Origin of the sequence: Phenylobacterium sp., assembly GCF_035539035.1 — a bacterium.
Taxonomy (GTDB): Bacteria; Pseudomonadota; Alphaproteobacteria; order Caulobacterales; family Caulobacteraceae; genus Phenylobacterium.
This window is the reverse complement of record NZ_DATLJI010000016.1, coordinates 163662-181986: the sequence shown is the minus strand read 5'-3', so window position 1 is coordinate 181986 and position 18325 is coordinate 163662. Positions and strand designations below refer to the sequence as shown.

Genomic DNA, 18325 nt, shown 5'->3' with positions numbered 1-18325 from the left:
GCCGGCCTCAGACGGTGAGCGCCTGGTCGGTGGCCCGCACCAGGGCGTCGACGATTCCGGGTTCGGTGGAGGCGTGGCCGGCGTCCCAGACCACCTCGAACCGGGCCTCGGGCCAGGCGGTCTTCAGCTTCCACGCGGCTTCCATCGGCGTGACCACGTCGAAGCGGCCCTGGACGATCCAGCCGGGGATGCCGCGGATCTTGGCCACGCTGTCCACGATCCAGCCATCGTTCGGGAAGAAGCCGCCGTTGGCGAAGAAGTGGCACTCGATGCGGGCGAAGGCGATGGCGAAGTCGATCTCGTTGAACTTCGACGGCCTGGCCTCGGGGCCGCGGATCGAGATGGTGTCGCCTTCCCACTGGCTCCAGGCGGCCGCGGCCTCGGCCTGCACCCGGCGGTCGGGGTGGGTCAGGCGCTTGTGGTAGGCGGTGATCATGTCGCCGCGCTCGGCCGGCGGGATCGGCTTGCAGAACCGCTCCCAGGCGTCGGGGAACAGCATGGACGCGCCGTCCTGGTAGAACCACCGCAGCTCCCGCTCGGTGAGCAGGAAGACGCCCCGCAGCACCAGGCTCTCCACCCGATCCGGGTGGGTGATGGCGTAGGCCAGCGCCAGGGTGGAGCCCCAGGAGCCGCCGAACACGCACCACTTCTCGATGCCCAGGTGCTCGCGCAGCCGCTCGATATCCTCGATGAGGCTCCAGGTGGTGTTGTCCTCGAGGCTGGCGTTCGGCCGCGAGCGGCCGCAGCCGCGCTGGTCGAACAGCGCCATGCGCCACTTCGCCGGGTCGAAGAACCTGCGCATGGTCGGGTTGATCGCCCCGCCCGGGCCGCCGTGCAGGATGACGCACGGCTTGCCGTCCTTCATCCCGCACTCCTCGAAATAGATCTCGTGCGGGCCGCCCGTGGCCAGCCAGCCGGAGTTGAACGGTTCGCTCTCGGGGAACAGACCGCGCCGGTTGGCGGAGCCGGAAACGGCGGGCGGTGGCGTGTTGCGTTCCATGCGACCTTCTACTTCGGGAAGCGGCGGTCCATCCAGTCGAGGATGAGCCGGTTCACCTCGTCCGGTTTCTCCTGCTGAGTCCAGTGACCGGAGCCGCGCACCATGTGCATCTCCAGGTCGCCCACCAGGGTCTTCATCGGCTCCGCCATCTCCGGCGTCAGCACGGCGTCCAACTCCGCGGCGATCATCAGGCAAGGGATGTCATCGACCCGCTGGGGAAGCCCCGCGGCCCGCTCCCAGTTCCGGGTGAAGTTCCGATACCAGTTCACCGGACCGCTGAAGCCGGTGCGTTCGAAGGCCTCGACGAAGACCGCCAGCTCCGCCGGAGAGAGCAGGGGCGGGCCGTCGTCGGAGCCGTCCCACTGCCGCAGGAGGTCGCGGAAGGCGAAGGTGGAGCCGCCCTCCGCCGGGGCGACGGCCTGCTGCATGGCGCGGGGCCGGCGCATGAAGAAGCGCATGGTCTTCTGCACGTCGGCGCCCAGCACGGCCTCCGGTTCGTCGGGCGTCTGGAACCAGACGATGTACATGTCCGGGCCGAACCGGTGGCGGAAGATGGCGATCGGATCGGCCGGCGCGCGGGGCAGGAAGGGCGTGTTGAGGCCGATGACGCCGGCCACCCGCGACGGGTGCAGCAGGGGCATCTGCCAGACAACGATCCCGCCCCAGTCGTGGCCGCAGAAGATCGCCTTCTCCACCCCAAGGTGGTTGAGCAGTCCCACCAGGTCACCGGTCAGGTGGTCGATGTCGTAGGTCTCGACCCCCTGCGGGGTCGAGGAGAGGCCGTAGCCGCGCTGGTCCGGGGCGATCACCCAGCGCCCGGCGTCCGCCAGGGCCTGGATCTGGCGGCGCCAGGAGAAGGCGAGCTCGGGGAAGCCGTGGCAGAGCACGATGGGCACGCCGGTGCGAGGACCTGCCTCGTAGTAGGCGATCTCCACGCCGTTCACCGGCGCCCGCTTCACCGGCGGCATCATGGTCTCGAGTGCGGACATATCGGCCCTCCCTGAACGTCGTGCCGCCGAACGAGGTGGCGGTGGCGGCGCGGAGACAGTAGGCAGCCTTTCGTGACGTCAGCCATCCCCGAACCGCCCCCACCCGCGCGCACGCCCTGGGGCCTCGTGATCCTGCTGGGCTCGCTCACGGCCATGGGGCCGCTGGCCATCGACATGTACCTGCCGAGCCTGCCCGCGATCGGCGAGGACCTGTCGGCCTCGGCAAGCCGGACGCAGGCCACGGTGGCGGCCTTCCTGGCGGGCATGGCCATCGGCCAGTTCTTCTACGGCCCGGCGTCGGACCGGCTGGGCCGCAAGCCGCCGATCCTCCTGGGCACGGCGATCTTCGTGGCCGCCTCGGCGGCCTGCGCCTTGGCCGGCACCGCCGAGCAGCTGATCCTCGCCCGCTTCGTCCAGGCCCTGGGCGCCTGCGCCGGCGGGGTGGTGTCCCGCGCCGTGGTCCGCGACCGGTTCGGCCACACCGAGACGGCGCGGATGCTCTCCCTGATGATGCTGATCATGGGGATGGCCCCGATCCTCGCGCCACTGCTCGGGGGAGCCCTGCTGGCGCTCGGCGGCTGGCGGACGATCTTCTGGTTCATGGCCGCCTTCGGCGTGCTGGTGGGCCTGGCGGCCTTCTTCCGGATGCAGGAGTCGCGCTCGGAGGAGACGTCGGCCCAGGCGCGGTCGGAGAGCCCGCTGCGCGCCTACCTCGCCCTGCTCAGGCAGCCCCGGCTGGTGGGCTACGGCCTGGCGGGCGCGCTGAACGGGGCGACCCTCTTCACCTACATCTCCTCCTCGCCCGAGCTGCTGATCGAGATCTACGAGGTGCCCGCGGCGCAGTTCGGCTGGGTGTTCGGGCTGAACGCGGCCGGCATCATCGGGGCCAACCAGGTGAACCGCGTGCTGCTGCGCCGTGCGACGCCGGACGAGGTGCTGTCGCGGGCTAGCCTGGTGGCGGTTGGCATGGCCGTGCTGCTGGCGCTGGCGGCGGTGACCGGGATCGGCGAACGCTGGACCGTGCTGCCGCTGCTGTTCGGGCTCCTGGCCACCTACGGCTTCATGCAGGGCAACACCATGGCCGGGGCGCTGAACGTCGATCCCAGGCGGTCCGGCTCGATCTCGGCCCTGCTCGGCGGGGCGTCGTTCGGGGTCGGCGCGGTGGCTTCGGCGGCGGCAGGCGTGCTGCACGACGGCACGCCCCGGCCGATGGCGCTGGTCATGCTGGCGACGCTGGCGGGCTCGGCCGTAGCGCTCAGGACCCTCGCCCTGCCGAAGGCTCAGGCCTGAGGGGCGCGGAGCGCGGCCCAGGCCAGCACCGCCCAGCCGACCATGAAGGCGACCCCGCCGATGGGGGTCACCGCGCCCAGGACCCGCGGCGCGCCGAGCGCCATGGCCCAGAGCGAGCCGGAGAAGATCACCACCCCGGCCAGGAAGAATGGCGGGGCGAGCCGGGCGCCCAGCCAGCCGGCGGCGAACACCGCCAGCACGTGGACGAAGCCGTAGAGGGCGCCGGTCCGCAGCCACTCCTGCGCCTTCGGATCGCTCACGCCGTGGGCGCCGAACGCGCCGAAGCCCACCGAGGCCAGCCCCAGCAGGGCGGCCGCCGCCAGCCAGGGCCCCATCAGCCCCACACCTGCGGCCGGCGGTCCTTCCAGGGGGCTTCCTTCTCCAGCTGGCCGGCCAGCCGGTAGAGCGTCGCCTCGTCGGCGAAGCGGCCGGAGAACATCATCCCGATCGGCAGGCCGTCTTCCGACTGCCAGAGCGGCACGGACATCGACGGCTGGCCGGTGAAGTTGAAGGGCGGGGTGTAGGGGTAGGTGGCCGCCTGCCGCCGATCGAACTCCTTGAGGTCGTCGGTGAGCGGATCCAGCCAGTCGGCGCGGGGGGCCGGCGTCGCCATCACCGGGCTCAGGTAGACCTCGAAGTCCTCGAAGGCGGCGAGGATCTGGCGGTTCATCAGGCGCAGCTGCTGAAAGCCCCAGAAGGCCTGCTGGCCGCTGATCCGCTTGCCGGCCTCGTAGCCGCGGCGGGCCAGCGGGCCGAGCTCGCCTTCCTCGGGCTCACGGCCGAGCGCCTCGACCCAGCGCTGGACATTGGCGGAGAAGTTCGACGCGCTGGCCAGCCCCTGGGCGCGGTAGAGCAGGCGCTGGTCGACGCCCAGCCCGCGCTCGAACACCTCGTGGCCGAGGCCCTTGAGCAGGTCCACGGTGCGGAGCAGGGCCGCCATCATCTCGTCCGGGATCGGCCGCCCGCTCGGCGTCTCGGCCGACCAGGCGATGCGCAGCCTGCCCGGGCTCTTCGACACCTCGGCGAGGTAGGGACCGTCCTTGGCCGGCGCCTGGAACGGATCATTGGCCTGTGCCCCGTCGGTCGCGTCCAGCATGGCGGCGCTGTCGCGCACCGTGCGGCTCACCACGTGGTGGACCGAGAAGCCGAGCGCCCCGTCGGACACCTCGCAGATCGGGGTGCGGTCGCGGGTCACCTTCATGCCGAACAGGCCGCAGCAGGCGGCCGGTATGCGGATCGAGCCCAGGCCGTCGCTGGCGTGGGCCATGGGCACGATGCCCGCCGCCGTGGCCGAGGCCGCGCCGCCGGACGAGCCGCCGGAGATGTGGTCCGGGTTCCAGGGATTGCGGCACGAGCCGAGGCGCTCGGAGGCGGTGACGCCGGGGATGCCGAACTCCGGCGTGTTGGTCTTGCCGAGCAGGACGACGCCGGCGGCGCGGTAGCGCTTCACCAGCTCGCTGTCCTCGGTGTCCGCCGCGACCTGGGCGAACAGGCTGCCGGAGGTGCGGGGCCAGCCCTTCACCTGGGCGCCGAGGTCCTTGATCAGGAAGGGCACGCCCTTGAACGGCCCGTCGGGCAGGGGGCCGGTCGCCCAGCGCCGGGCGTCGTCGTAGCCCTTGTGGACCACCGCGTTCAGGGTCGGGTTGTGGTCCTCGATCCGCTCGATGGCGGCCTCCACCAGTTCGCCCGGCGTGACGGCCTTCTTCGCCACCAGCTCGGCCAGCCCCAGGCCGTCGTACTCAGAATAGGTGGTCATCTTCGGCATCAGCGGGCTCCGGCGGAGAGGAAGGCGAGCTTGTCGACGGGACCGAGACCACCGGCCTGGCGCTTCAGCGCGGCGAACGCGCCCTCGGCGGCGTCCAGCGTGGCCTCGATGTCGGCGTCGGTCATGGCCGCGCACAGGAACATGTTGTGCCAGGGGTGGGTGTAGATCCCCCGCGCCAGCATCTCGGAGGCGAAGCAGAAGCCCTTCCGGAGGTCCGGATCGTCGTCGAACAGGAAGAGCGGCATGGTCACCGGGCCGGTCTGGCGGAAGCCGAAGCCCGCCGCCTGGGCGCGCTCGGCGAGGCCGCCCCGCAACCGGGTCCCCAGCGCGGTGATGCGCTCCAGGTAGTCGGTCTCGCGGATCAGCCGCAGGGTCTCCAGCGCCGCGGCCATCGGCGCGGCCTCGTACCAGAAGGAGCCGGTGACATAGACTGAGGCCGCCGCCGCGCGGGCCTTGTCCGAGCCCAGCAGCGCCGACAGCGCGTGGCCGTTGGCCAGGCACTTGCCCCAGGTGGAGAGGTCGGGCTCGACGCCGATGCGGCTCCAGGAGCAGTCGCGGGCGAGCCGGAAGCCGGCGCGGACCTCGTCCACGACCAGCAGGGCGCCCGTCGCGTCGCAGAGCTCGCGGGCGCGCCGGGCATAGGCGGGGTCGGGCTCGGCCTGGTCGATGAAGGCGTCATGCCGGAAGGGGGCGGCGAAGATGCAGGCAAGGTCGTCGCCGGCCTGGGCGACCGCGGCCTCCAGGCTCGCCACGTCGTTGTAGTCGTAGAAGATCTGGTGGGCCCGGTCGCTCTCGATCACGCCCGCGGGCCTGGGCGTGCACCAGGCGGCCGCGCCGTGGTAGGCGCCCTTCGCCCGGACGACGGTCTTCCGCTTCGTGTGGGCGCGGGAGACGACCAGCGCCATGGAGGTGGCGTCCGTGCCGTTCTTGCAGAACATCGCCCAGTCGGCGTGGCCGACCATCCCCACCAGCGCCTCGGCCAGCTCCACCATCAGGGACGTCGGGCCGGTGAGGGTGTCGCCCTGGCCGAGCTGGCGGACATAGGCCGCGTCGATCTCGGGGTTGGCGTAGCCGAACAGGTTGGGTCCGTAGGCGCACATGAAGTCGAGGTAGCGCCGGCCGTCGGCGTCCCAGATGTGGGCGCCTTCGCCTTTCTCGAAGAACTGCGGGTAGTCGTCGGGCAGGAGGGCCACCGACTGGTGGCCGTACATCCCGCCCGGGATCACCGCCGCCGCGCGGTCCCGAAGCTCACGATCGCGGCTGTTCCCGCCTGACATCCATCCCTCCCGCGCTCTTTTTTCGCCGTTTCACGTCAACATGGACGAGGGGCTTCGTGGCCGTGGGTCAGACGGTAACCCGGCCCGGGCGGAGGGCCAAAGAAAAGCGCTGGCGATCTGCGGCGGGTGCGGGGGACGGCGTTCGGCTGTAGCCTGCCGGAGGGGGATCGGACCGAGGGGGGCGTCCGTGGCGTTCGCACTGCTGGGCCTGGACCTGGTGACCATGGCCGGCCTGCTGCTGATCGGGGCGCGGGTGGCGGGCGCCTATCCGCGGCGGCGGGAGGCCTGGCTGGTGGCGGCGGTGTGCGTCGCGGGCGTGGCGCACGTGGCGCTGGGGCGGGCCGAGTACGGGCCGTGGATCCCGCAGCCCTACAGGTTCGACTTCGGCGGAGTGGCGCCGGCGCTCGACGTGGTCCGCAACCTGGCGCCCGGACTGTTCGCGATGCTCGCCTATTCGCTGTTCACTGACCGAGGGCGGCTTCCGGCGTGGCTGTGGCTGCTGCTCGGGCTTCAGTTCGGCCTGGAGGCGGCGCCCTACGCCGTCGGGGCGGAGCGGGCGCTGAGCCTGGCCTCGGCGCTGCTGCAGCTCGGCTTCGGGATCCTGGCGATCGCCTGGACCCTGGCCTACTGGCGCACGGACCTGGTGGAGGCGCGCCGCCGCAGCCGGGCCGTGCTGGCGATCGTGCTGGCGGTGAACGGGGTGGCCTCGAGCCTCCTCCTGCGGCTGGTGATCCCGGAGGGCGCCTACGCCAACTACCAGGGGCATGTGGCGCTGACCGCGGTGATCGCGGGCCTGGTGCTGTTCATCGTCGCCAGGCTGATGGCGGGGGACGTGGGGCCCTACCTGGGCGCCGAGCCGAGGCGGCGCCCCTGGGCCGCCGAGACCCGCCGGCAGGAGGACGACCTGGCGCTGGCCCGGCTGGAGCGCCTGCTCGCGGAGGGTAGGGTCCACCACGAGCCGCGCCTGTCGCTGGCGGCGCTGGCGGCGAAGGTCGGCGTGCCGGAGTACCGCCTGCGCGGCCTGATCCACGAGCGGCTCGGCTTCCGGAACTTCAACGCCTTCCTGCACGCCTACCGGGTCCGCGACGCCTGCGCCCGGCTGGCCGACCCGGCGGAGCGGCGGACGCCGATCCTGACCATCGCCCTGTCGTGCGGCTACGACTCCATGACCACCTTCAGCCGAGGGTTCCGGGAGGTGATGGGGCTGAACCCCTCGGAGTACCGCGCCCGCCGGCTCGCCGCGGCGGACGCGCCGGATTCCGCATAGCCGCGCCAGATCCTGCAAATTGCAGGAACCGGGGCGCGCGCCCCGCCAGACGCGGGCCAGCTCTCCCGAAACGGAGGGCGGGATGCCGACGAGACGCTATTTCCTGGACTGGCTGCGGGTGCTGGCCTTCGGCGGCCTGATCCTCTTCCACGTGGGCCTGATGTATTCGGGCTGGGACTACAACCTGAAGAGCCCGGTCACCTATCCGGCGGTCGAGTGGCTGCTGGAGGCGCTGAGCCCCTGGCGGATGGCGCTGCTGTTCGTGATCTCGGGCGTCGCCTGCCGGTTCCTGATCGGCAAGCTGGGGCCCGGCCGCTTCGCGCTCGACCGGCTGGCGCGGCTGGGGCCGGTGATCCTGACCGGCATGCTGCTGGTGAACCCGCTGCAGGTCTGGGTGCAGCTGCTGGCCCAGGGCGACACGGCGAAGGGCTACCTCGACTTCTGGCTGACGTCCTACCTGGCGAGCGACCGGAGCCTGATCGCCCCGCTCGGCCGGCCCATGCCGACCTGGGACCACCTCTGGTTCCTGGTCTACCTCTTGCCCTACACCCTGCTGCTGGCGGCCGCCGCCGCGATGTTCCGGCGTCGCGCCGCGCCCGTCCCGCCGCTCGCCCTGCTGCTGGCGGCGCCCGGGATCTGGATGGCGGCGACCGACGTCCTGATCGGGACCGTCGCCCCGGTCACCCACGCGCTCTACAACGACGGGGGCGCACACCTGAAATGGCTGGGCCTGTTCGCCGCGGGCGCGCTGCTCGCCTTCCGCGACGACGCCTGGGCGGTGGTCCGGGCCCGGCGGCGGACCTTGCTGGCCGCCGCCCTGGCGCTGCTCGCGCTGTACCTGACGGCCCGCGCGGCCGTGCTGGCCCAGCCGGACGACCTCGGCCGGACCATCCTCTACCGCGCCCTGCAGGGCGCCTATGGCTGGACTGCCGTGCTCGCCGTGGCGGGCTATGCCGCGCGCTGGCTGGACCGGCCGTCGGCGGCGCTGGGTTACCTCAACGAGGCGGTGCTGCCGGTCTATGTCCTGCACCAGCCGGCGATGCTCGCCGTGGCCTACCTCGTCTTCCCGCTGCGGCTTCCCCTGGCGCTGGAGGTCGTGCTGCTGCTGGGCGCGGCAGGGCTCCTGCCGCTGGCGACCTACCACCTGGCGATCCGGCCGTGGCCGCCGGTGCGGCGGATGTTCGGCCTGAAGCCGCAAGGCGCGCGCGGGGGCGCCGACTCCGGCTAGAAGGCGGCCATGTCGCCGCCCGTCCGCATGGGGCTCTACTACGGGGCCATCTTCATCGGCACGGGCGCGAGCTCGCCCTACCTGCCGGTGTGGTTCGAGCACAGGGGTCTGTCCGGGGCGCAGATCGGGCTGATCCTGTCGCTGCCGATGCTGGCCAGGGCCTTCACCGCCCCGCTCCTGGCGGTGTGGGCCGACAGCTTCCGGCTGCGGCGCACCGCGCTGATCCTGATGGCCGCGGCGGTGGCGGGGCTGTTCGCGCTCATGGCCCTGCCGTTCGGCTTCGCCTGGTGGGCGGTGGTCTGGTTCGCCGCCTCCTCGATGTTCTCGACGCTGTCGCCGCTGACCGACGTGATCGTGCTCAGGCGCGCGGCGCGGGACGGCTTCAACTACGGCTGGCCCAGGGGGATCGGCTCGGCGGCGTTCATCGTCGCCAACCTGGTGGTGGGCTGGCTGGTGGCCCGCGGCTCGCCGGAGCTGGTGCTGGTCTGGATGGTGGCCGCCGCCTCCCTGGCCAGCCTGGGCGCGCGCCTGCTCTTGCCGGCCGACGAGGTGCACGAGGGCGGGCCGACCCCCGGCGTGGCCGAGCGCATGGCGGGTCTCAACGGCCTGCTGAAGGACCAGGCCTTCATGACTGCGGTGGTGTCGGCCGGCCTGATCCAGTCGGCCCACGCCTTCTACTATTCGTTCTCCGCGCTCTCCTGGAAGCAGCAGGGCATCCCCGAGAGTATGACCGGCGTCCTGTGGGCGGTGGGCGTGGCGGCCGAGGTGCTGTTCCTGTGGTTCATGGAGCCGTGGCGGCGCGCCGTGGGACCCCGGCGGCTGCTGGTGCTGGGCGGGGCGGCGGCCCTGGTCCGGTGGGTGGCCCTGGCCTTCTCGCCGCCGCTCTGGCTGCTGTTCCCGCTGCAGGTGCTGCACGTGCTGAGCTATGCGGCGACCTTCCTGGCTTCCCTGCAGCTCGTCGAGCGGCTGTCGACGCCGCGCAACGCCTCGGCGGCGCAGGCGATCAACTCGGCGCTCTCGGGCGGCGTGCTCGCCGGGCTCGCCACCATCGCCTCGGGCTGGCTGTTCGACCGCTACGGGGCCCAGGGCTACCTGCTCATGGCCGCGCTTTGCATTGCGGGCTTGATCGGGGCGGTCAGGCTCTATGGAGTGCGTCGCCTGGACCCCGCCTGAAGGGGCCGTCCGAGAGGGAGGCGACCATGACCCGCCTGTTCGGCTGCGTCTGCGGCCAGTTCCACAGCCCCGGCGCGGGCCTCGGCATGGCCGCCGAGCGGGTGGCCGTGCCGGTGCCGTTCTATGTGATCGAGCACCCCGAAGGCGTGGCCCTGTTCGACGCGGGCCTGCACGACGACATGCAGGACGCCGACGACCCCTACCGCCAGCGGCTCCGCGAGGGTGGCATGGACGTCTCGCTCACGGCTGAGGAGACGGTCGCCAGCCACCTGGAGCGGCTGGAGATCGACGCGGCCAAGGTGCGCTACGTGGTGCTCTCGCACCTGCACTTCGACCACGCCGGCGGCCTGAGCGCGCTGCCCAACGCCACCCTGGTGGTGCAGTCGAAGGAGTGGGCGGCGGGGGCGGACGAGGAGACCTCGCGGCGCTATTTCCTGCCGAAGCGGTTCTTCGACCTCGGCCACCAACTGCGGCTCGTGGACGGCGAGCACGACCTGTTCGGCGACGGCTCGGTGACCTGCATCCCCAGCCACGGCCACACGCCCGGCCACCAGTCGCTGCGGGTGCGCAGCGACCAGGGCGACCACATCCTGGTGGGGGACGCCTGCTACACCGCCGAGTCCGCCGTCAGCCGCAACTTCCCGGCTTATGCCGACCACGCCGCCATGAACCGCTCGCTCGACGCCCTGATGGCGATGCGCGGGCCGCAGACGGTGATGATCTACGGCCACGATCCCGGCCAGTGGGGGGAGAGGGCCCTGCTGCCCGGCGTGCGGGGCTGAGCTAGTCGAAGGGTCCTCAGTCGCCGACGAGCTCGCGTCCTTCCTCCTCGATGGAGGAAGGGTAGGGATGGTGGTGAGTGCAGGGCGACGGGGCGAGGAGCGCGAGTGGGCGCGGCGCCCAACGGCGCCCTTCCGTCGGCTCAGCAGACACACCACCACCCAACCCTCCTCCATCGAGGAGGAGGGCCAGGGACGCTGTCACGGCGGGGGGGCTTCCGGACGGCGCCCTGACGTGGGGACAGGCTTGCGGGCGGGCTGAGCCCGGCGGCAAATCGCCCGCAGGAGGACTGACCATGCGCGCACTGAACGTCGCCGCCCCCTGGGGCCTGGACGCCCTCAAGGTGGTGGAGCTGCCCGATCCCAAGCCCGGCCGGGGCGAGGTGCTGGTCCGAATGAAGGCGGTGTCGCTGAACTACCGCGACCTCCTGATGGTCAACGGCATGTACGGCCGGGGCTCCGCCAGCACCACGGACGTGATCACGCCCTTCTCCGACGGGTGCGGCGTGGTCGAGGCGGTGGGCGAGGGGGTCACGCGCTTCAAGCCGGGCGACCGGGTGGCGACGATGTTCTTCCAGGGCTGGATCTCCGGTCCGCCGACGCTGGAAAAGGCGATGACGGCGCTGGGCTTCCCGATCCCGGGGGCGGGCGCCGAGCTGCAGACCTTCAGCCAGGAGGGGCTGTCGAAGGTCCCCGAGTTCCTCACCGACCAGGAGGTCGCGACTCTGCCGTGCGCGGCGCTGACCGCCTGGCGGGCGCTGTTCGAGGACGCCAAGCTGCAGCCGGGCGACACGGTGGTGCTGCAGGGCACGGGCGGGGTCTCGATCTTCGGCCTGCAGTTCGCGCACGCCGCCGGCTACCGCACGCTGATCACCTCGTCGTCGGACGAGAAGCTGGAGCGGGCGCGCGGCCTGGGGGCCGACCACCTGGTCAACTACCGCCAGACGCCGGACTGGTCGAAGCCGGTGCGCGAGGCGACCGGCGGGCGCGGCGCGGACTTCATCATGGAGGTCGGCGGCGGCGGCACCATCGAGCAGAGCATGCGCGCCGTGCGCATCGCCGGCCACATCGCCATCATCGGCGTGGTGGCGGGGGCGGGCGAGGGCTTCAACCCCGCGGCCCTGATCGGCAACGCGGCCAAGCTGCAGGGCGTGTTCGTGGGCTCGCGCGACATGTTCGAGGCCATGTGCAAGGCGATCGAGCTGCACCGCATCCGGCCGGTGGTGGACAAGGTCTACCCCTGGACCGAGGCGCGCGCGGCGTTCGCGGCCATGGCCGGCGGCGAGCACTTCGGCAAGATCGTCCTGGAGTTCTAGGCGCCGGAGGCTGCGGCCAGTTCCAGCAGCGCATGCGGCTGGACGCCGGCCGGCGTGGCCCGGAACGGCTGGTCGAAGGCCGCCACCATGGCGAGCGCCGTGACCGCGGCGACCGTGAAGACCGCCACCGTCAGGACCTGCGCCCGGCGGTCGTGGGCGTGGACCATGGCGATCGTCAGCTGCAGGCACATGGCGAGTATGGTGGCCGCCAGCCACCGGCCGGGCCCGAGCGCGCCGGTCTCGCTGAGCAGGATGCGGTGGCGGCGGGCGTCGAGCGCCGCATCAAGGGAGGCCAGGATGCGGTCGGTGGCCGCGGCGGCGTTCGGGGCCCGATAGGTCGCGACGCGGTGGAGCGCCTGCATCAGTCCGGCGGACGGCGCGCGCAGGGTCTCGGTCCGGCCTTCCATGGCGCGCCACTCGGCGGGGAGGGAGGCGGCGTAGGTCGCGAGGTCGGCGCGCAGCGCGCGGCCCAGGGCGGGATCCAGGGCGTCGGCCAGGACCACGCTCTCCTGCAGGGCGCTGGCCTCCTGGCCCACGAAGCCCACCGCGCGGTCCCACGATCCCCAGACCTGGGCCGCCAGGAAGGCGACCGTGAAGCCGAAGACCACGGACAGGGGCGTGAGGGTGACGGCGGAGACCTGGGCGAAGGTCGGCGGGCCCCAGCCCCGGACGGAGAGCCGCGTGGCCAGGACGGCGGCGACCGCGCCCGCCAGCAGCAGCCCGATGAACAGATAGCCCATGGATCGTTCCCCCAATCCCCGGGGGGCAGGATGACCGAACAAGCTGGGCCGTGGCCAGATACGAAAAGGCCCGGCGACCGGAATGCGGGGTCGCCGGGCCTCAACTCGAGGGCTTCATGGCCCGGCTTGGCCGGGACTGCGGGGGTAACCGCCGCCAAGCGCGACAGTTCCGACCGCTCGTTCAAGAAAGCGCGAGCGTCAGATCACCGGATCGAAGCCGCCGCCTTCCAGCCAGTCGAAGATCTTCTCGGCCGCCTCTTCCGGCGAGAGCTTCGTCGTGTCGATGCGGATCTCCGGGCGCTCCGGCGGCTCGTAGGGGCTGTCGACGCCGGTGAAGTTCTTGAGCTGGCCCGCGCGAGCCTTGGCGTAGAGGCCCTTCACGTCGCGCTTCTCGGCCTCTTCGAGGGGGGTGTCGACGAACACCTCGACGAACTCGCGGTCCTCCAGCAGGTCGCGGGCCATCCGCCGCTCGGCGCGGAACGGCGAGATGAAGGAGACCAGCACGATCAGTCCGGCGTCGACCATCAGCTTGGCGACCTCGGCGACGCGGCGGATGTTCTCGACCCGGTCCTCCTCGGTGAAGCCGAGGTCCTTGTTGAGCCCGTGGCGGACGTTGTCGCCGTCCAGCAGATAGGTGTGGCGGCCCTCGGCGTGGAGGCGCTTCTCCACCAGGTTGGCGATGGTCGACTTGCCGGCCCCGGAGAGGCCGGTGAGCCAGACGACACGCGCCTTCTGGCCCTTGGCGGCCGAGCGGGCGGCCTTGTCCACATCCAGCGCCTGCCAGTGGATGTTCTGGCTGCGGCGGAGCGCGAAGTGCAGCATGCCGGCGCCCACCGTCCGGTTGGAGATCCGGTCGATGAGGATGAAGCCGCCGAGGTCCTTGTTCTCCGCGTAGGGATCGAAGGCGATGGGGGCGTCGAGCGCCAGGTTGCAGACGCCGATCTCGTTGAGCTCCAGGCGGGTGGCCGCCAGGCGCTCCAGGGTGTTCACATTGACCTTGTGCTTGGGCTCGGTGACCTGGGCCGAGACCGTGCGGGCGCCGAGCTTCATCAGGTAGGGCCGGCCGGGCAGCATGGGCTCGTCGTCGAACCAGACGAGGGTGCACTCGAACTGGTCGGCGACGGCCGGGGGATCGGCGGCGGCGGCCAGGACGTCGCCGCGGCTGACGTCGATCTCGTCGGCGAGGGTGATGGTCACCGACTGGCCGGCGACGGCTTCGGGCAGGTCGCCGCGCATCGTGACGATCCGGGCGACCGTGCTCTCGCGGCCGGAGGGCAGGGCCTTCACCTTGTCGCCCGGCCGGACGACGCCGGAGGCCACCAGGCCGGAGAAGCCGCGGAAGTCGAGGTTGGGGCGGTTGACCCACTGCACCGGCATCCGGAAGGGCTTCTCGCGGAGGTCGTCCTCGATCGGCGCCTCCTCCAGCCAGCGCATCAGCGGCGGGCCGGAATACCAGGGCGCGTGCGGCGAGGGCTCGGTGATGTTGTCGCCCTTCAGCGCCGACATCGGAATGGCGGTGAAGTCGGTGAGGCCGATCTGGGCGGCGAACTCGCGGTAGTCGGCGACGATGGCGTCGAACCGCTCCTGGTCCCAGCCGACCAGGTCCATCTTGTTGATCGCCAGCACCACGTGGCGGATGCCGAGCAGGCTGACGAGATAGCTGTGCCGGCGGGTCTGGGTGAGCACGCCCTTGCGCGCGTCGATCAGGATGACGGCGGCGTCGGCGGTGGACGCGCCGGTCACCATGTTGCGCGTGTACTGCTCGTGGCCGGGAGTGTCGGCGACGATGAACTTGCGCTTGTCGGTGGAGAAGAAGCGGTAGGCGACGTCGATGGTGATGCCCTGCTCGCGCTCGGCGGCGAGGCCGTCGACGAGGAGGGCGAAGTCGATCTCCCCGCCCTGGGTGCCGACCTTCCGGGAGTCGGCTTCGAGGGCCGCCAGCTGGTCCTCGAAGATCATCTTGGAATCGTAGAGCAGCCGGCCGATCAGGGTCGACTTGCCGTCGTCCACCGAGCCGCAGGTGAGGAAGCGGAGCAGGGACTTCTTCTCGTGGGACTCGAGATAGGCCTCGATGTCCTCGGCGATGAGCGCGGACTGGTGGGCCATCAGAAATAGCCCTCCTGCTTCTTCTTCTCCATGGAGGCGGCCTGGTCGTGGTCGATGACCCGGCCCTGGCGCTCGCTGGTGGTGGTGAGCAGCATTTCCTGGATGATTTCGGGCAGGGTGGCGGCAGTGCTCTCCACCGCGCCGGTCAGCGGGTAGCAGCCGAGGGTTCGGAAGCGCACCGAGCGCATCTGCGGGGTCTCACCCTCGAGGAGCGGGAAGCGGTCGTCGTCGACCATGATCAGCGTCCCGTCGCGCTCCACCACCGGCCGCTCCTGCGAGAAGTAGAGCGGCACGATCGGGATGTTCTCCAGGTGGATGTATTGCCAGATGTCGAGCTCGGTCCAGTTGGAGATCGGGAAGACGCGGATGCTCTCGCCGGGGTTCTTGCGGGTGTTGTAGAGCCGCCAGAGCTCGGGGCGCTGGTTCTTCGGGTCCCAGCGGTGCTGCGCCGAGCGGAACGAGAAGATGCGCTCCTTGGCGCGGGACTTCTCCTCGTCGCGCCGGGCGCCGCCGAAGGCCGCGTCGAAGCCGTGCTTGTCGAGGGCCTGCTTCAAGCCCTCGGTCTTCCACATGTCGGTGTGCAGCGGGCCGTGGTCGAACGGATTGATGCCGCGCGCCTCGGCCTCGGGGTTCTTGTGGACGATCAGCTCGAAGCCGAGCTCCTTGGCCATCCGCTCGCGCATCTCGTACATCGCCCGGAACTTCCAGGTGGTGTCCACGTGCAGCAGCGGGAAGGGCGGCTTCGACGGATAGAAGGCCTTGGCCGCCAGGTGCAGCATGACCGCCGAGTCCTTGCCGATCGAATAGAGCATCACCGGGCGTGTCGCCTCGGCGACCACCTCGCGCATGATGTGGATGCTCTCGGCTTCGAGGCGCTGCAGGTGGGTGAGCGTGGCGGCGGAGGGCGTGGGCAAGCGGCTGTCGCGGGTCTCGGTGAAGGGGGCGGGCGCGAGGCGGGCGTCCATGCTGGGACCTTACATCAAAAGAAAATCTCCGCTCGCCGTGATGGCGGGCGGGTCGGCCCTGGGCGTCAATTAGAGGAGGGGTCGGAGGCCCGCAAGGCGAGCCGCCCGCAGGAAATCTGCAGGCCGTGACAGGGGAGTTGGCGGCGCGGCTCCATCCCCGACCCCGAGCCTGGCCCGTCGCGCAGCGGGCGGCTGTTGCGGGAGGACGCGGCGCTCCGGCTCCCGCCGCGTCCTATCCGGAGCCCTGACGCCCGGCGCTCACTCCGCCGCGTGCCGCATCGCCGGCGCGTCCTCGGCGGCCTCGGCCGGGCAGCTGTTGCGGCCGGCGGTGACCAGCTTCCAGGTGGCCACCACCCGCGAGGCGGCGCTCGACAGCCCCGGCAGCACGAGCTCCACCCCCTCGGCCGCCGCGGCGGGACGGCTGGCGGCGCGGCCGATGCGCGGCGTCTGCACCGGCTCCACCAGATAGGCGTCCAGCTCGGCCTCGCGGGCGATGTAGCAGGCGAGCTCCGCCCAGGAGAGGCTCGGCGGCGAGGTCAGGCGCACGGCGCCGCGGCAGCCGTCGATCAAGAGGTCGAGCACGGCGTTGGCGGCGTCGGGCAGGTAGACGCCCGGGGCGGTGCGGTCGGACGCCGCCCGGAAGCGCTCCCCGGCGCGCAGGCTCTCCAGCACGTGGCCGGCGAACGCCTGCAGGTCGTGGCGGGTGATCAGGTCGTCCGATCCGATGGCCAGGGCCGGGCCGCGGGCGGGCGGCGCGGGTGGGCCCATGCGCCAGGAGGCGAAGGGCAGGCTGCGCGCAGCGGCGACGGCGGCGAGGTCGCCCTCCGCGTGCGCGGCCAGGCTGACGACGGCCCAGGGATCGGCTTCGGCGACCCGTTCGGCGAGGCGGGCGGGCAGCGCCTCGTGCTCGCTGGCGGAGGCCTCGAGGATCTGGTGGGCCAGGTGGCGATGCTCGCAGGCGTGGACCAGGGCGTCGCGCCGGGCGCAGCGGGCGCCGACGATCAGCAGCGGCCGCGCGGCCTCGACGTCGGCGGCCGGCGGCTCCGGCCGGGCGCCGGGCTCGGGCAGCTCGACCACCTGGTCGAAGAACCGGTCGGCGCGGCGCCACCATCCGAGGCCCTTCAGGGCCGGGGCGTCCGGGCGGCGGCCGGCCGCCAGGGCCTTCAGCAGCGGGACCATGGCTGTCGGTCGGGGCCTGCCATGGCCGAGGTCGAAGACCCCGGCCTCGTAGAACCCGGCCTCCTCGGCGAGCAGGCGGTTCCAGTCGTAGGAGCCCAGCAGGCCCCAGGTCGTCACCGCCGTGAGGTCGACGCCGCGGGCGCGGGCGGCCTCGGCGGCGCGCCAGACCTCGTCGAACCAGCGCATCTGCTCCTCGCGGGTGCAGCCGTTGTGGCACTCGGTGATGGCGATCGTCCGGCCGTAGCGCGCCCAGGCCTGGTCGAGCAGGGCGCCGACGCCCAGGGGACCGCCGGCGACGGTGCGCACGGCCTCGATGTTGACGTACGGCCCGGGCCCGTCGCCGCCCCGCAGCGCCTCCGGGTAGAGCTCCACGCGATGGTCCAGCAGGCGCTCGCTGGACAGGTAGTGGTTGAGGCCCAGCACGTCGGGCGGGCAGGGGTCGTCGGCGATCGCCCGGAGCCGGTCCGCCAGCCCCCAGGCGGCGATCCGCGCCCACAGCGGATGGGCGGGCGTCACGGTCCCGCAGAGCAGGTCCCAGGTGATCCAGCGGCGCTCGTTCTCGAAGGCCGCCTGGTCGGCCATGGGCGCGGTGGCGTGGCTGAAGCCCAGGTCCTCGGTCTGCACCAGGCGGGCGTGCGGGTTGACCCGGCGGATCTCGCGCATCGACAGGCGCGTGGCGTCGATCTCGTTCAACAGCGCCCGCCAGAAGGCGCCCTCGTTGCGGGTGTGCGGGTACCAGATGCCGTAGAGGGCGGAGAACCTGGCCGTGGTCAGCGGCTCGTTGACGGGCGTCCAGTCGCGCACCCACGGGTAGCGCTCGGCGGTGGCCCGGGCGTGGACGGCGAGGCCGGCGGCGAACCCCTGGTCGTCGACCAGGCTGGTGTAGCGCGGCCCGCTGCCGTGGTGGCAGAGACCGACGATCGGGCGCATGCCCAGGCGCGCGATCTCGTTCAGCCGCTGGTCGGACCAGGTGAAGTCCCGCCGGTCCGGGCGCTCGGGCGAGACCTTCTCCCACAGGACCGGATAGCGCAGGGCCTTCAGGCCAAGCTCGGCGAACAGCCGCAGGTCGGACGGCCGGTCCTGGTGTCCGGACAGCACCGTCTGATCGAGGTAGCGGTTGCGCACGCGATTGACGGTGCACTCATGACCGCCCCAAAGCTCCAAAGACTCCACCAGCCCACCTTAAGCTCACGCGCCGCCGCAAGGGCGCGATGTTGAAACGACACAAGTTCAGGCGGGGGCATAAAGCCG

15 protein-coding genes are annotated in these 18325 nt (G+C 71.9%); 6 read left to right on the top strand and 9 right to left on the bottom strand.

The window, feature by feature from the left end; translation table 11 throughout:
• Positions 1 to 7 precede the first annotated feature (7 nt).
• Together pip and VM685_RS14820 are read right to left on the bottom strand one after the other, a co-directional pair.
• Complete coding sequence (pip, locus tag VM685_RS14825) at positions 8 to 1000, bottom strand: prolyl aminopeptidase (protein ID WP_325460945.1); 993 nt, start codon at positions 998 to 1000, stop codon at positions 8 to 10.
• An 8-nt stretch (positions 1001 to 1008) separates the two neighbouring features.
• Entirely contained in the window at positions 1009 to 1989 is a 981-nt protein-coding gene (locus tag VM685_RS14820) for an alpha/beta hydrolase (RefSeq protein WP_325460944.1), read from the bottom strand.
• Positions 1990 to 2061: 72 nt separating this feature from the next.
• Between VM685_RS14820 and VM685_RS14815 the strand changes: the two genes are divergently transcribed.
• Entirely contained in the window at positions 2062 to 3279 is a 1218-nt protein-coding gene (locus VM685_RS14815; RefSeq protein ID WP_325460943.1) for a multidrug effflux MFS transporter, read from the top strand.
• Here VM685_RS14815 and VM685_RS14810 read toward each other — a convergent pair.
• From VM685_RS14810 to VM685_RS14800, 3 genes are read right to left on the bottom strand one after another with little or no spacing between them, the layout of a single operon-like run.
• Positions 3270 to 3614: a DUF423 domain-containing protein gene (locus tag VM685_RS14810; RefSeq protein ID WP_325460942.1), complete on the bottom strand. Its 345-nt coding sequence runs from the start codon at positions 3612 to 3614 to the stop codon at positions 3270 to 3272. The two genes, VM685_RS14815 and VM685_RS14810, sit on opposite strands and share 10 nt — an antisense overlap.
• Positions 3614 to 5044 (bottom strand): amidase, encoded by a 1431-nt coding sequence (locus VM685_RS14805; RefSeq protein ID WP_325460941.1) that lies wholly within the window; start codon positions 5042 to 5044, stop codon positions 3614 to 3616. The genes VM685_RS14810 and VM685_RS14805 overlap by 1 nt, the downstream gene beginning before the upstream one ends.
• Complete coding sequence (locus VM685_RS14800) at positions 5044 to 6321, bottom strand: aminotransferase class III-fold pyridoxal phosphate-dependent enzyme (RefSeq protein WP_325460940.1); 1278 nt, start codon at positions 6319 to 6321, stop codon at positions 5044 to 5046. The genes VM685_RS14805 and VM685_RS14800 overlap by 1 nt, the downstream gene beginning before the upstream one ends.
• A gap of 187 nt (positions 6322 to 6508) precedes the next feature.
• Here VM685_RS14800 and VM685_RS14795 point away from each other — a divergent pair, with 187 nt between their 5' ends.
• From VM685_RS14795 to VM685_RS14775, 5 genes are all read left to right on the top strand, one after another.
• Positions 6509 to 7588, top strand: coding sequence for a helix-turn-helix transcriptional regulator (locus VM685_RS14795; RefSeq protein WP_325460939.1), 1080 nt, complete (start codon positions 6509 to 6511; stop codon positions 7586 to 7588).
• A gap of 82 nt (positions 7589 to 7670) precedes the next feature.
• A complete protein-coding gene (locus VM685_RS14790; RefSeq protein ID WP_325460938.1) occupies positions 7671 to 8816 on the top strand; it encodes an acyltransferase family protein in 1146 nt (381 codons plus the stop codon).
• A gap of 9 nt (positions 8817 to 8825) precedes the next feature.
• Positions 8826 to 9989, top strand: a complete 1164-nt coding sequence (locus tag VM685_RS14785) for an MFS transporter (protein WP_325460937.1) — start codon at positions 8826 to 8828, stop codon at positions 9987 to 9989.
• 26 nt (positions 9990 to 10015) lie between these two features.
• Positions 10016 to 10771 carry an N-acyl homoserine lactonase family protein gene (locus VM685_RS14780; RefSeq protein ID WP_325460936.1) on the top strand — a complete coding sequence of 252 codons (756 nt, stop codon included), beginning with the start codon at positions 10016 to 10018 and terminating at the stop codon, positions 10769 to 10771.
• Between the two features lie 293 nt (positions 10772 to 11064).
• The gene (locus tag VM685_RS14775) at positions 11065 to 12084 is read left to right on the top strand and encodes an NAD(P)-dependent alcohol dehydrogenase (RefSeq protein WP_325460935.1); all 1020 of its coding nucleotides are present in this window, start codon (positions 11065 to 11067) and stop codon (positions 12082 to 12084) included.
• On the opposite strand, the gene VM685_RS14770 is transcribed toward VM685_RS14775, so the two are convergent.
• From VM685_RS14770 to VM685_RS14755, 4 genes are all read right to left on the bottom strand, one after another.
• The gene (locus tag VM685_RS14770; RefSeq protein WP_325460934.1) at positions 12081 to 12824 is read right to left on the bottom strand and encodes a hypothetical protein; all 744 of its coding nucleotides are present in this window, start codon (positions 12822 to 12824) and stop codon (positions 12081 to 12083) included. The two genes, VM685_RS14775 and VM685_RS14770, sit on opposite strands and share 4 nt — an antisense overlap.
• 198 nt (positions 12825 to 13022) lie before the next feature.
• Positions 13023 to 14930, bottom strand: coding sequence for a sulfate adenylyltransferase subunit CysN (cysN, locus tag VM685_RS14765; protein ID WP_325460933.1), 1908 nt, complete (start codon positions 14928 to 14930; stop codon positions 13023 to 13025).
• Positions 14930 to 15895, bottom strand: a complete 966-nt coding sequence (cysD, locus tag VM685_RS14760; RefSeq protein ID WP_325460932.1) for a sulfate adenylyltransferase subunit CysD — start codon at positions 15893 to 15895, stop codon at positions 14930 to 14932. The genes cysN and cysD overlap by 1 nt, the downstream gene beginning before the upstream one ends.
• 258 nt (positions 15896 to 16153) lie before the next feature.
• Positions 16154 to 18199: a family 1 glycosylhydrolase gene (locus VM685_RS14755; RefSeq protein WP_325460931.1), complete on the bottom strand. Its 2046-nt coding sequence runs from the start codon at positions 18197 to 18199 to the stop codon at positions 16154 to 16156.
• Positions 18200 to 18325 lie beyond the last annotated feature (126 nt).